The sequence below is a fragment of the Rhodococcus sp. IEGM 1341 genome, from assembly GCF_030056895.1.
In the GTDB taxonomy this organism is placed as follows: domain Bacteria; phylum Actinomycetota; class Actinomycetes; order Mycobacteriales; family Mycobacteriaceae; genus Rhodococcoides.
This window is the reverse complement of record NZ_JASHKV010000007.1, coordinates 206182-220276: the sequence shown is the minus strand read 5'-3', so window position 1 is coordinate 220276 and position 14095 is coordinate 206182. Positions and strand designations below refer to the sequence as shown.

At 60.7% G+C, this 14095-nt stretch carries 12 protein-coding genes and 4 pseudogenes; 12 read left to right on the top strand and 4 right to left on the bottom strand.

Going from position 1 to position 14095, the window contains the following annotated elements:
• The first annotated feature begins 291 nt into the window (after window positions 1-291).
• The 11 genes and pseudogenes from QM615_RS16980 (at window position 292) to QM615_RS16930 (ending at window position 10227) form a co-directional block, all read left to right on the top strand.
• Window positions 292-1050 carry an MlaE family ABC transporter permease gene (locus QM615_RS16980; RefSeq protein ID WP_027498258.1) on the top strand — a complete coding sequence of 253 codons (759 nt, stop codon included), beginning with the start codon at window positions 292-294 and terminating at the stop codon, window positions 1048-1050.
• Window positions 1051-1060: 10 nt separating this feature from the next.
• Window positions 1061-1924 (top strand): ABC transporter permease, encoded by an 864-nt coding sequence (locus tag QM615_RS16975; RefSeq protein ID WP_027498257.1) that lies wholly within the window; start codon window positions 1061-1063, stop codon window positions 1922-1924.
• An 8-nt stretch (window positions 1925-1932) separates the two neighbouring features.
• Window positions 1933-2970, top strand: a complete 1038-nt coding sequence (locus QM615_RS16970; protein ID WP_068052708.1) for an MlaD family protein — start codon at window positions 1933-1935, stop codon at window positions 2968-2970.
• Entirely contained in the window at window positions 2967-3974 is a 1008-nt protein-coding gene (locus QM615_RS16965) for an MlaD family protein (RefSeq protein WP_283347684.1), read from the top strand. The genes QM615_RS16970 and QM615_RS16965 overlap by 4 nt, the downstream gene beginning before the upstream one ends.
• On the top strand, window positions 3971-4966 hold the full coding sequence (locus QM615_RS16960; protein WP_027498254.1) for an MlaD family protein: 996 nt from the start codon (window positions 3971-3973) through the stop codon (window positions 4964-4966). Before QM615_RS16965 ends, QM615_RS16960 begins: the two co-directional genes overlap by 4 nt.
• Window positions 4960-6009 carry an MlaD family protein gene (locus QM615_RS16955; RefSeq protein ID WP_027498253.1) on the top strand — a complete coding sequence of 350 codons (1050 nt, stop codon included), beginning with the start codon at window positions 4960-4962 and terminating at the stop codon, window positions 6007-6009. Before QM615_RS16960 ends, QM615_RS16955 begins: the two co-directional genes overlap by 7 nt.
• Entirely contained in the window at window positions 6009-7046 is a 1038-nt protein-coding gene (locus tag QM615_RS16950; RefSeq protein WP_032370850.1) for an MlaD family protein, read from the top strand. Before QM615_RS16955 ends, QM615_RS16950 begins: the two co-directional genes overlap by 1 nt.
• Window positions 7043-8002: an MlaD family protein gene (locus QM615_RS16945; protein ID WP_027498251.1), complete on the top strand. Its 960-nt coding sequence runs from the start codon at window positions 7043-7045 to the stop codon at window positions 8000-8002. The genes QM615_RS16950 and QM615_RS16945 overlap by 4 nt, the downstream gene beginning before the upstream one ends.
• Before the next feature lie 48 nt (window positions 8003-8050).
• Complete coding sequence (locus QM615_RS16940) at window positions 8051-8746, top strand: hypothetical protein (RefSeq protein WP_027498250.1); 696 nt, start codon at window positions 8051-8053, stop codon at window positions 8744-8746.
• Window positions 8730-8897: a hypothetical protein gene (locus QM615_RS16935; protein WP_155288583.1), complete on the top strand. Its 168-nt coding sequence runs from the start codon at window positions 8730-8732 to the stop codon at window positions 8895-8897. The genes QM615_RS16940 and QM615_RS16935 overlap by 17 nt, the downstream gene beginning before the upstream one ends.
• A 49-nt stretch (window positions 8898-8946) precedes the next feature.
• A pseudogene (locus QM615_RS16930) lies at window positions 8947-10227 on the top strand (IS3 family transposase).
• Between the two features lie 221 nt (window positions 10228-10448).
• Here QM615_RS16930 and QM615_RS16925 read toward each other — a convergent pair.
• The 4 genes and pseudogenes from QM615_RS16925 to QM615_RS22470 form a co-directional block, all read right to left on the bottom strand.
• Window positions 10449-10803, bottom strand: a pseudogene (locus QM615_RS16925) (IS30 family transposase); the annotation flags it as partial.
• A 63-nt stretch (window positions 10804-10866) separates the two neighbouring features.
• The gene (locus tag QM615_RS16920) at window positions 10867-12642 is read right to left on the bottom strand and encodes an IS481 family transposase (protein WP_068052714.1); all 1776 of its coding nucleotides are present in this window, start codon (window positions 12640-12642) and stop codon (window positions 10867-10869) included.
• 82 nt (window positions 12643-12724) lie between these two features.
• A complete protein-coding gene (locus QM615_RS22475) occupies window positions 12725-13186 on the bottom strand; it encodes an IS30 family transposase (RefSeq protein ID WP_441346991.1) in 462 nt (153 codons plus the stop codon).
• Window positions 13187-13376: 190 nt separating this feature from the next.
• Window positions 13377-13536, bottom strand: a pseudogene (locus QM615_RS22470) (helix-turn-helix domain-containing protein); the annotation flags it as partial.
• Between the two features lie 372 nt (window positions 13537-13908).
• Here QM615_RS22470 and QM615_RS22465 point away from each other — a divergent pair.
• Window positions 13909-14058: pseudogene (locus QM615_RS22465) on the top strand (IS3-like element ISMyma10 family transposase); the annotation flags it as partial.
• Window positions 14059-14095 lie beyond the last annotated feature (37 nt).

Here is a 14095-nt window from a genome sequence, read left to right as displayed (position 1 = left end):
CCGAGCTGCGGCTACGCCGCCTCACCGAATGTCCACCACCCCACGGGACTTACCCGTGGAAGATCGCTCCCGGCTCGATCCGGGTCAAGGCTCTAAATCGAGATGGCTCCGTTCACTTGGGGACACGCCAACCTCTCAGGTGATTAATCCGACGGGGATTACCCGAAACCATGTACCAGGTACTGCACGTACCTGATACTGTGCGAACACCTTATCGCGACGAGCTGCGCAGACAGAAGAGGAGAGACCGGTATCTATACAGAAATTGCTGGTCGAGCGACAGCCAGTCTTGTGACCTTTGGAAATTCGATTGCCCTCGCCGGCCAGGCATTGCGGTGGGCCGTGCGCGATATTGTCACCGGACGGTTTCCGTTTCGGGAGTTTGTCACACAGACGTGGTTCGTCATCACCGTAACGACGTTGCCAGCGATCCTGGTCGCGATCCCGTTCGGCGTTATCGTCTCGGTGCAGGTCGGAAGTCTAACCCAGCAGGTCGGGGCCACATCTATCGCCGGAGCCGCCGGTGGACTCGGGATCATTCAGCAGGGGGCACCGATCGTCACCGCGCTCCTGCTCGGTGGTGCGGCAGGGTCGGCCATCGCCTCTGACCTTGGCGCACGCACCGTCCGTGAAGAAATCGATGCCATGGAGACGCTCGGACTAAATTCGACACGTCGACTCGTCGCACCTCGATTCGTCGCGGTTCTCATCGTCGCTCCGATGTTATGCATGCTCATCGTGTTTACCGGTCTCGTGGCCGGCTACATCCTTAGCGTCAACGTCCAGGGCATCACGCCGGGGAGCTACGTCGCATCGTTCGCATCGTTCGCATCATCGGCGGACATCCTTGTAGCGCTGATCAAGTCAGTGGTGTTCGGTCTCGTGGTCGTGACAATCGCGTGTCATCGGGGCCTGTCCACGAAAGGTGGCCCCAAAGGTGTGGCCACATCTGTCAACGCCACCGTGGTCCTAGGGGTAGTGGCGTGCTTCGTCATCAACGTGTTCATCACCCAACTGACCATCATGTTCGTCCCGCAGACCATCGGATGACGGAGAACACGTGACCGCAGTACCATCCACCCGTTATAGTTTTGTTACTCGTCCGATCGTGCGTGCTGTGACACCCCTCGCTGAGGTCCCCGCGCAGCTCGGGCACATTACAACATTCACCATCGACACCGTCGCCGGAATTCGGCACGTCGCAACCACCTATCGACGACAGACGTTTTTATTCATACAGGAGTTTGCCTGGGGACGAGGCGCTGTACTGGTCGGCGGGGGTACCGCGATCGTGCTTGTGATTCTCGGAATGGCTGTCGGGGCGTCCATCGGCATCCAGGGCTACGCCTCGCTAGACCTGGTCGGGATGGGGTCTCTTACGGGATTCATTTCGTCATACGCCAACACTCGAGAGTTGGCACCGATGATCGCCGCGATCGGTTTCGCAGCCCAGGCCGGCTGTCGCCTCACTGCGGAAATAGGTTCGATGCGTATCGCCGAAGAGATCGATGCGCTCGAGTCGATGGCGGTGCGGCCGATTCCGTACATCGTCAGCACGCGTGTGGTCGCGGCGATCACTACCATCATCCCCCTCTACATCGTAACGCTGATACTCAGTTTCGGCGCGGCCAAGCTGGTCGTCATCCTTTTACACGGCCAGTCGGGTGGCACCTATGACTTCTATTTCGATGCGTTCCTCAAACCGCAGGATTTGGCGTTCTCAGTAATCAAGGTCCTCGTTTTCGTGGTGTCGGTCGTCATCATCCACAGCTACCAGGGTTACTACGCCAGCGGCGGAGCAGAAGGCGTCGGCCGCGCGTCTGGTCGAGCGATCCGCAGCAGTCTCATCATCATCGTCGTGGAGGACATGATCTTAACCCTGTTGATGTGGGGTTTCGATTCGGGCGTCAAGATTTCGGGCTAGGAGTTCAAGTGGCTGTATTTCAAGATCCATCAGGACGCGCGCCCTCACTGGCGAACTTGACCCTGCGCGGGATCGGGGTTCTCGTCGTAGTGACGGTTGCCGGCTATCTTCTGGCGGGCAACGCGACCGGAAAATATGAAGACAACACGACAGTGACGATCACCACCGACGCGGTTGGTGACGGGTTGAAGGGCGGATCGGAGGTGAAGTATCGGGGCTTCACGGTGGGCAAGGTGTCCTCGGTGTCGGGGCGCGACCAAAGTGTAAATGTGAAAATCGAGCTCACCGGAGTGAACGACGACATCCGGTTGCGTCAGGGCATGGCCGTGAATTACACGTCCGCCAGCGCGCTGGGGCCGACGGCACTGGAGATTGTCGACCCCGGGCGGGGAGTCCTCATCCGTGATGGCGGCAGCGTCTATGTGAGCAAGCTGCAGTCCGAACACACTTCGGTATCGACCCTGATTCGAAAACTCTCGAAGCTGGTCGATGCTCTCGATCAGCCGGCGTTCAATTCTGTGGTGAAGTTTGTCGTCGATGATTCCCAAACGTTTGCCGATGCCGGCCAGCTCATGTTCCAGATCGCGCAGCTCACTCGGGACGTTCAACAGCGGCCAGTGGGCCAGGATTTGGCGATCGCGGCAGACCTGTCCCAGGGCGTTGCCGACTTCATGACGCCGTTCGTTCCGGGCATCCTCATAAACGTCGACGTCGCTGACTTCTTCGCCACCGACGAGGCCATCAATCAGGCCACAGGCAACCTCAACAGCACCGGCGCGGTTCTGTTCGGGGGACTGGGAGGACTGTTGAGCGAAAACTACCCGGCGTTGAGTTCGGTACTGGACGTCGGCCTCGATCTGGCGAGGCCGGTCGCCAGATCGGCATCGGGACTCGCGCAGACCATTTACACCATCCCGCAGATCCTGGACAGCATCGACAACGCCACGCCGCAAGTCGGCGAGCGAGTACAACTTCAGGTCGCCCTGGTAGTGCAGACGTCACCTGCGCTGCAGAGCGCGCTTGCAGCAGGAGGACCAAGAAGATGAAGCTCAAGTCGTTAATTCCCACCATCGTCAAGATCGTCGCGTTCGCCGCAGTCATCGGCGTTCTCACCTACGTGATCATCGCCATCCTCGAACCCAGCTCGGACGGAGCGAGTTCTGAACGGTCTGCGGTCTTCTCCGATGCATCTGGGCTCAAGCCTCGCGACGGTGTGCGTTTGGCGGGAGTAAAGGTCGGTTATGTGACGGCGATCGGCCTGAAAGGGCCCACCGCGGTCGTTCATTTCCAACTGAACAACGACGTCGCGATCACGTCGAGCACCACCGCCGCCGTGCGTTATCAGAATCTTCTCGGACAGCGATATGTCGAATTGATCGGTGCGGCACAGGGAAAGACACAGGGGGCGGCGCTCACACAGGTGGCACTCGACAAGACCGTTCCCTCATTTGATGTGTCCACCTTGTTCAACGGGTTCAAGCCGGTGTTCGACACGCTTAACGCCGACGAGATCAATGAACTGCAGTCCGACTTGTTGCGCGTTGCTCAAGGTGATGGGAGGGGTATATCGCCTGTTCTGGAGCAGGTCGCCAACATCACCGCCTACGGGGACCAGCGGTCTGAGATCATCACGAATATCGTGACGAGTCTCGGCCAGGTCTCCGACCAACTCGAAGGCCGCTCGGCGCAGCTGGTCGAACTCGTCGACCAGCTGGGATCGATCGTCGACGCCTTCAGCCGCGTGAGTGACCGGTTGCGGGAGTCGCTGGGCGAGGTCAACCGGTCCATGGAGAAAACTGTCATCGCCGGGGAGCAACTTGACTCAACGTACGACCAGAGTTTCGCGACGATCTATCAGCGTCTGGCGCGAGAACCCGGGGAGTTGGAGGGGCTGCTGAATGGCGCGATACTGCTCAAGCCCCTTATGGACTCGCTGAACGCTTCGACGAATTCCACGCCGAGTGAGGCACGATGTTCGAAAGGCCTTCTGCCCCTGCCGGATACAGCCACGATTGCGCTTATGGGGCAACGATTGGTGGTGTGTAAGTGAGGTTGTTCAGTCGAAATCGACCGCATCACCAGTCCGAACGCAGACGCGACCTCATCGTCGCCGCTGTGGTGGTGGTGACCGTGGTGGTCGGTCTGGTAATCGCCGGGACCGTGTATATCGCACCGCCCGGCCAAAAGGTGTACTCGGCTCAACTGGTCAACACCGGAGGGCTGGAGTCGGGTGATCAGGTGCGTATAGCGGGGATAAGACAGGGAACGGTGTCGTCGGTGGACCTCGCGGGAACGTTTATCACAGTCGAATTTCGACTCGACGACTCAGTGCCAGTCCGTTCGGATGCCACCGCAGCGGTTCGCCTGATCACGCCGATCGGCGGGCGAGTTCTCGATCTGGACCCAGGGTCAGGACCGACCTCGCTGTCGGGGGCGATCCCCCTTGTTCAGACATCGAGTACTTACGACATTTCGGACACGCTCGAGACGACGACGCCGGTGTTCCGCGATGTAAAGGGCGTCGATCTCCGTCAGACTGCGTCGCTGCTGCAGAATGCGTTCTCCGACGGCAACACAAACATTCCCGACGCACTGAGGAACACCAGCAGTTTGATGGAACTCTTAGAGCGACAGTACGGTCAGCTCGACAAAGCGGTCGCTCTATCCGATGAATACGTCAACGCTTTCGCCGATCAAAAACAGGTGCTGGTCGACTTTCTCCGTCAACTCAGCTTCCTTGCCAGTACGCTGGGACCTGATATCGATAACGTCCGCGGCGGGTTCGACCTTCTCAGTCGTCTGTTCAAACTTCTCACGAGGCCGCTCGTGGCTTACAGCGATGGAATCGAACCGTCTGTCCAACAATACAAGACGCTCCTCGACAAGGTGTCGTCAGAGCTGCCAGGCTACTCCGATGCCCTGGCCCAGGTTGATCAGATCACTCAGCGCCTCGGCGTCCTCCTCCAGGCGCCGGTCGGTGCGTCGACTACCACAGAACCAGAGGTTCGTGTGTGCATTCCGAGTGGTGACGACAAATGTTGACTACATGGATCCGAAGACTGTTGCTCCTGATCGCCGTGGTGGTTGTGGTGGTCGCTAGTGTGGAAATAGGGGGGAGGGTGTCCGACGACACGCGCTCCCTGTGTGCCGAGTTCACCGACGCATCGGGCCTCTTCGAAGGCAACACAGTAGCCATGCTCGGCAAGAAGATAGGCAGCGTCGTCGGGGTGCACCAGAATAGTGATCAGTCCGGTGTAAGGATCGACATGCGGATCGACAAGAGCGTTCCGCTGCCCGCCGACGTCGGCGCGACTCTGGTGTCGACATCCATCGTGACCGAACGTCAAATCGAGTTCACCAAGCCGTACTCTGATGGAGCCCGATACGAGACGGATCAGTGCATTCCGTTGAGTAAGACGAGAACCCCGCTGGGAATCAGTCAGACGCTCGACTCGATCAGCAACTTGTCCGAGGACCTGGTCAAGGACAACGGCAGGAACACCGACGCGATCTTGCAGTCCCTCGAGCTCGTCTCCCGCAATCTAGAAGGAACGCAGGGTGACGTGGCCGGGATCATCAAGGACTCAGCCACGCTCATCGACGACCCGGCAAAGCGGGATATGCAGATTCGCAGCATCGTCGGGAACCTCGCCGCACTGACGGGGGTGGCAACCGAGAACGACAAAGAGGTGACCGCCCTCTTCGACAACTTCGTAGGTGCCATCGAGGTCATCATCGCGTTCGGCCAGACCTTCGGCTCGGCAGTCGAGTACGCGGGGACGTTCGTTCCGATCCTCTCGAGGTTCGCAACAGATTTCGGTCCCCCGATATTCGCGATCGGTGATGCTGCCGTTCCGCTCATCGCCGACATGGGAGAGCAGCCGGACATGGTGGTAGCGATCGCAGCCCGCACGGCAGACCTCATCGTGAAACACCCCGATGCCAAGTCAATTGTGCAGGCGTTCGCAGTGTCGCTGCCTTTGCGAAGCCTGGTCGGTGGCTGCGCCGCGCCGGTGGCAAACGGAGTCTGCGGGTCCAGCGATGTATCGAGGACGATCGCAGGGATGATGGGGGGAGGGGCCTGATGATCTCGGTCAATCGCGCATGCCTCGGACCCATGGTGGTCGCACTGATGGCAACGATAGTTTTCGTGACATCGTGTGGGATCAACGCCGACAATCCGCCGACGATAGCGACCTCCGACGCGGACGGTTACGACATCCAGATGGAGTTCACCAGCGCACTCAACTTGCCTGCCCTCGCAAAAGTTCTCTCGGGGGGAATCAGCGTCGGGTTCGTCGAAGATGTCACGTACGAGAACGGGCATGCGGTCGTGAAAGCTCGCATCGACAACACGACTCAGCTGCCGGGGGAATCGCGGGCTGAGCTGCGTCAGGACACTCTCCTTGGTGAGATCTACGTTGCCATCCTTCCCCCAGCCGAGCCGTCGACGGGTGCCTTGCTGCGGTCGGGTTCGGTGATCCCGTTGGCACGGACCGAGCCGGCAGCAAATGTCGAGGACGTCATGCGCGGGATGTCGAATGTCCTCGGGGGCGGTGAGCTCGACAAGATCCACACCGCGATCTCGACATTGAACACCACGTTCCCCAAGGACTTGCAGCAATTCGACGCCCTATACCAGACAACGCTGGAGACCGTCTCGGAGGTCTCCTCGAATACCGACAAACTCGACGTAGTGTTGAGGTCGGCGGATCAGACTCTGAAAGTGATCTTGGACGATCCGTCGGGAATCGACCGGATGCTGACCAAGGGCGGACGCAACTTTTCTGGCCTCGGCTACTCCCTGATCGAGGTCGCGTTACTCATCGCCAACTTGCGTGATTTCGCAGTGTCCGCGGGCAGGATCGTGGATCCGGAGTACTTACGGATAAAGGAGTCAGTGGCCGGGATCGCCCCGGTGATCGATTCGATCGCCAACTCCGACATCTACTCGAAGTCCGTCACGGAGCAGGCAACGAGCGTCATCCGCGACAAACTCATTCCATTCGTGCGGTCGCCCGACATTAACCTCTCGGACATCTCCATCGATGGTCGGGACCTAGCGCGGCGTGACGCCGAATCCTTCATAACCGTGTTGAGATCAATCGGAATGATGCCGTGAACCGCAGCAGCACGCTCATATCGATACTGGCTCTCGCCGTCGTGTTCGTCGTAGGGCTCGGCTACCTCGTCGTCGGCGTGGCACACATCAACCCCACCCGCTCCGAGTACTCCTTAACCGCCATCATCGACAGCTCAGGCGGTCTGCTGGACACATCGCCGGTGATGGTGCGGGGGGTACCCGTCGGAAAGGTGTCCTCGATCAACGTCGCGGATTCGGCAATTAAGGTCGAGATGACGATTGATTCCGACCACAAGATCCCCCAGGACAGCGAGATGTCTATCCAGAATCTGTCGCTCGCGGGGGAACAGTACATCAACTTCGTGCCCGCGGGCACGGCAACCGGTGGGTACTTCGATAACGGAGACGTGGTGCCCGCGGACGCGGTGCACGTGTCGCAATCGGTTCCCCAGGTGTTGCCAAAGTTGGCTGCAGTGGCAGATGGGCTCGACCCGGAATCGATCGAGTCCATCAACAAGACCGTCGCCGAGGCCGTCGCCGGACGGCAGGACGACCTCGACACGATCGGCGACATGATGCACCGTGTAGTCGATTTCGTCGGCAAAGATGGGTCCGTCCGGGTGACCGCAGACAACGCCGAGTTCCTGCTCGGCCTCTTGGCCGATGCCGGGGACGTCCTCAGTACGGCATCTGTACGCACCCCTGACGCCGTGAACGGGCTGGCGCGGATTCAACGGGCGTTCATCAGGTTCACAACCACCTCGTACGACAAGTGGCCTCCCGTGTTGAAGCTTGTGGAAAAGCTCAACGGCTATATTCAGATCCTGCAGCCGGATCTGCTGACGATCACCCGGGCGGTGAAACCGGCGACCGAGAAAGTTGCCGACACATACGTCGACTTCGGGTCGATCGGCGACCTCCTCGGCCGGACTTTCCCGGCGTCGCGACCAGGTCGCGCCGAGGTCCCCGTCACCGTGTCGCCGCCACTACGGTGACGCCCCGTCCGCAAGCGACTGTCACCGTTATTACACAGAAGGTCCCACATGACAAATGACGACCGAACGAAACCGCACCCCGAGCCCACTGAAGTCGAGGACAGCGCGGCCGCAGCGACGCCGGATGGCGATCTACTGATGGACGAAAACGCCCCAGCCGCGTCCGCCGTAGCCACGGCTGGGGCTGGAGACAGCGACGTCGACCCCCCCTCGCCAGGTGGGCACCGCTGGTCAGCATCGCCGCGATCACGTGCCGTGGTGGTTTCGGCCGTGATCGTGGTGCTCGCTGTGCTGGCCGGCGTGTTCGCCTACCTCTACCTCGAGGCCGACGAAGCGAAGTCGGTATTGGAAAACGACGCCGCGCAACGGGCCGCCGCGGCGAAGGCCGCCTCGGATTACACGACCAGATCCCTGACCTACAGCTACCAGAACACCGACGCCTTTTTCGCGGCAGTCAAAGAGGACGCGGGTGAGGCTCTAGTCAAGCGGTACGACGAGGTTCGGCCGACGCTGACCCAGATTATCCAGCAGGCCCAGGTGCAGGCGTCGGGACGCGTTCTGGCCACCAGCGTCACCGGTGAAACCGGTGACGCCGACGGAGAATACACGGTGATGGTCTTCGCGAGCCAGAAGACGCAGAACGTGCAGAATCCACAACCGAGTGAACTGCCGACATTGTTGAAGGTGGTCGTGACGAAAACCGCCCAGGGCTGGCAGATTCAGGACTATGGCCCAGCTGAATGAGACGGCTGCTCCGCAGAAGGAGTTCCACGAAGAGCAAGATGCAGGACGGTACTCATTCTTCGACGCGGTCGCAGATGTCGGCGGGGTCGACGCCGGTGAGGAGTTGGGTGATCTCTTCGGGTGGCGGGTGCCCCCTCGATCGGGTCAGTGATCCGTCCCGGTGTTTCCGGAGGGTTCGTCTCAGGGAAAGATGAAACCTCATGGCAGCAGGATCGAAGCGGTACTCGGCGGAGTTGAAGAAGGATGCCGTCGACATGGTGGCTCGGTTGGTGGCGCAGGGCGATACCGAGTGGGCGGCGATGCGCAAGACCGCGGATTTGCTCGGTGTGGGCGCCGCTGAGACCGTTCGTCAGTGGGTTCGGAAGGTACCCGTCGACGGCCCGGGCAGCACTGTCGAGTTACGTGCCGACGCCGAGGTCATCAGGAAGTTGCGTCAGGAGAACGCCGAACTCAAACGGGCCAACGGGATACTCAAGGCGGCGTCAGCTTTTTTCGCGGCCGAAATCGACCGGCCACACCGATAATTGTGGACTTCATCGGCACTCACCAGGGAAACCGGGTGGGTGCCGATGGTCTTGTCTGGGGTGTCGACTCGATGTGCACGGTGCTCTCCGAGCACGGTATGCACATCGCCCCGTCCACGTACTACGACCATGTCACTCGGGTGCCGTGTGCCCGAATACTGTCCGATGCACATGTCATCGATGCCATTCACATGCTCCGGACGCGGCAACCGCTCGCACGGGTTCTCGGTTCGCGGAAGACCTGGATTATGTTGCGCAGCAGCGGTATCGAGGTAGCTCGATGTACCGTCGAACGACTGATGCGGGAAATGAGGTGGCACGGTGCGCTCAAAAAGAAAGCGGGTCCGCACCACCGTCGCCGATCCGACCCACCCGCGGGCCGAGGATCTGGTGAAGCGCCGGTTCACCGCGGTGGCACCGAACCGGCTGTGGGTCGCCGATTTCACCTAATGCCGCACGATGTCGGGGTGGGCGTTCACGGCGTTCGTCGTCGATGTGTTCGCCCGGAAGATCGTCGGGTGGAAGGTCGCATCGGAGATGACCACCAGCCTCGTCGATACCGCCATCACTAACGCGATTGATTCCCGAAAACGTTCTGGTGTAACTGCTTTGAGTAATCTGATCCACCACAGTGGCGCTGGATCCCAGTACACGGCGATCGCATTCGGGCAGCGTTTGGCGCAGGAGGGCATCGCGGCGTCGATCGGAACGGTCGGCGACAGTTACGACAATGCCCTTGCCGAATCGGTGAACGCCGACTACAAGAATGAGCTCGTCGACAACGGCCCTCGCTTCCCCGGTGCCGCGGAATTGTCGTTGGCCACCGCACAGTGGGTCGCGTTCTACAACCGCGAACGCCCCCACAGCTACTGCCACGACCTCACGCCCGACCACGCCGAGCAACTCCACTACGATCGCACGCGCACCCTCAATCCGGAGGAGGCACTCACGCAGTGAGCCCTCCGGAAATGCCGGGACGGATCACAGTTTGCGAGTGGTCGAACACCGACAGAATCGGGAATGTCGGGATTTTGCAGGCCTCCTCGCCGTGCCGACGGTCGAAGACACAGCGATGGTCACCACGGCGCTGAAGACGGCGTTGCGGCGACGAGATCACGGTGGACACCGCGTCGGCTCAGGGCTCATCCATCACAGCGATGCCGGCAGTCAGGGCGGATTTAACCTGTCGTCGCAACACAGTGCCGTGAAGCCGAGTTCATCTGCTCTGCAAGCACTTCCGCTGGGGTTCGCCACCCAAGTGTTTTGCGCGGGCGGTTGTTGAGTGCATCCGTCACGGCCTGAACGTCACTTCGACGGTATCGAGCGAGATCGGTTCCCTTCGGAAAGTATTGTCGCAACAATCCATTGGTGTTTTCGTTCGTTCCCTGCTGCCAGGGGCTGTACGGGTCGCAGAAGTACACACGGATCCCGGTTTCTGCGGTCAACTCCGCATGACGTGCAAGCTCCGCCGCGGTCCCAGGTCACCGATCTGCGCAGGTGCTCCGGCAGCGGTGTCATCGCAGCCTGGAGTGCATCGCAGACCGACTGACATGTATGGGCCCAGGACATCTTTGACCGATTGTCATCGACACATCGTTACCCGCTTCTGGGGCGGTGGGCGTTGAAGTTCCGAATGGCTTTGGTTGAGGTTCGCGCGTAGACGCCGAGCTCGGTGGTTCCGTCGAGGACCCGAAAGTAGTTGTCTTCGACCACGACAGTCACGATGGTTCCGGCATGGGTACGGCCGACCTTGAGCAGCTGACCGGTCACCATGACCCGGCCGTCTTTCGGGACGCGTCGCTGTACGGTCTGCGGTCCGGCCGGCGGCGGCGCGGGCAACGTTCCCGTAGCTTCCCGTGCGCCGGTCAGACCCGCGAGCTGGCTGGCATCGAGCGGGTTCGGCAGTGTCGCGAGCAGGACGTTGTCGACACTGGCGTGGATCAGCCCTGAGGCGATTCGCAGCGTCACTCGTGTTCCCGCTCTGTCGGCTCCGAGGTGAAGTCGGTGACCGGCGAGGATGACGGTTCCGTCTCGTCCTGCGGTTCGGTCGACCTCGATCGGTCTCGGTTTGGTGGGCAGGACTGCGGTGTCTACTGCCGCTGTTGCCGGAGATGGTCGGCCCTGGCGTGTGCCGCGCATGGCGAGGCGTTCGAGGTCGGTGTGGGTCAGTCGCGAGCGCACTGTCTTGATCACGGTGTCGTCGAGGATGACATGAATGCTGACCAGGTCGATCCACAGGGTGACGGTCCGTCCGGCGTGGTTGCTTCCGATCCACAATTGTTGCGCTCCAGCGACATTGGTCACGCCGCTCGGTGGTACCTGGGTGTCGAGCTCGATTGCACTGCTGCTTCTTTCACGGCCCACCGTTGTCAGGCTGGAGCTTGCAGCGGTGAGAGTTGATGACGAATCGGACTGGCCGTTGTCGGTTGTTCCGTCGTGATGCTCGTGGTGGGCTCGCGCACGGAACAAACTCGCGGGTGTTGCCATGTCCAGACTCTGGTGGGGCCGCAGGGTGTTGTAGGCGTGCACCCATTCGTCGAGGGCGGCTTGGGCAGCAGCGATGTCGGCGAATGCGCCTGCCTCATCGAGGAATTCACGACGAAGGGTTCTGTGGAATCGTTCGATCTTGCCAGTTGTGGTGGGTGAATGGCGTCGGGTCAGTCGTGCGGTGATCCCGAATTCTCGGCATGTTCGCTCGAACAGCACTTCGGCCGGCAGCGGCCGAGTGTGTTTACCGGTGAATTGCTTCCCGTTGTCGGTGAGTACCTCGAACGGCGAACCCCACTTGTGGATGGCAGCGATGAATGCTTCACATACTGCGTTCCCGGAGGGGTGCTCGAGGACGGTTGCGGTCACGATGAATCGTGAGTGGTCGTCGATTCCGGTCAGCATTTTGCACTCGCGTCCGCCGACGAGGAACATTCCGCCGACGAGGTCGAGCTGCCATAGGTGCATCGGCGCTTCGCGCTGCCAACGTTTGTAGACTCGTTTATGTTGTTGCTCTTGATGATTGACCAAGCCGTTGCGGACGAGCGTTCGGTGGACGGTCGCGCGAGATGGGGTTCGGTCTCCGATTTCTTTGCTTAGCTCGAAGCAGATGCGGCGTGCGCCCCACCGCCGGTGATGTCGTCGCATCTCGCAGATGAGGGCTTCGATGTCGGGCTGGATACGGTTCGGGCTCGCATGTGGTCGTCTCGACGAGTCGACAAGTCCGTCGATACCCGAGTTTTCGTATCGCTTGCGCCACGCTGTGACGGTCTGTCTGGAGACGCCGAATCGCTCGGCGACGTCGCTGACCGGTGAGCCGTCGTTGACCTCGGTAATTGCTCGGAAAGCGGACCTGGACAGTGAGTCGTTCGGCGATGTTGGCATCGGATTCGAGGGGCTGAGGGGAAGGCACACCCAACGATCACCAAAGCTGGTGAAGCGTCAGATATGTGCCGATGACGTTCCGTCAAAGATGTGTTGAACCTTTACACGTCACCGACTCCGATCCGTAACCGGACAACGCCGGCCCGTTCTTCACCGGGGGCGCATCCCCGTACCCATCCTTACGTGGCAGATGCAGCAACGTGGTGAATCTGCTGGTGCGTTCGACAAGCGTACCCACTGTGGACCTGCCCAGCCCGATGATCAGACCTCCTTCCCAATGCCCTGGCGTTTTGCGATCAGCGACTTCGTCTGGCCGCGAGCCGATGGTGACGTCATCGGTGATGAATCCGGTGCGGAGCTTCTTCGCTCGCGCCCTCGGCTCGCGCAATGCTCGTCCGGTGCGCAGGCACGCCACCAACTCTCTATCCTGCGCTCCACGTCCTTCGATGCAGAGGGATTGGTAGATCGCTTCGTGGGAAATGCGCATCGACTCGTCGTCCGGGAAGTCGATCGGCAGGCGGTTGGCGACCTGTGCCGGGCTCATGCGCTGGCCCATCGTCGGTCCGCTCTCCGTGCCTTGTTGCGTCCCTTCCACGATGCGAACGGGCCGACAACCTCACCGTTTTCGTCGCGGATCACGCCCGAGAGCACTTCCTGTACGTACTCTCGAAGAGGTTCGTGTTCAACGAGTTTGGCTACCTTGGGTCGCCTTGCCGCAAGATCGGCTTCCATTGCGCCACTGATGTGCGGTACTCGACCTTGCCGCCGCGGGTGGCAGCGTTGCGGCGGAGTTCTCGCGAGATCGTCGACGGTGATCGCCCCGATCTGGTCTGCGATATCTCGCATGCTCATACCGTTCGCGCGAAGCAGGGCAATCTCCTCACGTTCGTGAAGGTCAGATACCTCCCCGTGGGCGGGGCCAAGTCAATCGGCGGCATACCTCCAGCGTGACGGAACCACCGTGAACCCACCGGCCCCGACACGCCGCAAGCGGTGCCGCGTCTTCACTGGTCAACCCCAACGCGATCTGCGCCCAGAACTCGCGTTCGAGATCTCGGCGTACCGGCGGACGACCCGGAGATTTCATCACCGCCCGCCCAGTCAACGTCGCCGCCCATTCTGGTGGTCGTCCCATCGAAACACCCTCCATCCCTTGAGGTGTTGCGTCGACCGGTTGAACCTGGTCAGTACACGTCGATCGCGTTCGCGGAAACGCTTGCGCTCGAGGGGATTGCGGCACCGATCGGCAGCGTCGGGGATGTGTAAGACAATGCGTTGGCCGAGAGCACAATTGGGTTGTTCAAGACCGAGGGAGTATCGAAGAGAGGCCCGTTCCTGAACGGCCCGCTAAAGACCATCGACGATGTCGAGTTCGCCACGATGGGATGGGTCGACTGGTTCAACCAACGCCGCCTCCCACAGCACCCTCGACTACCTCACACCAGACGAATTC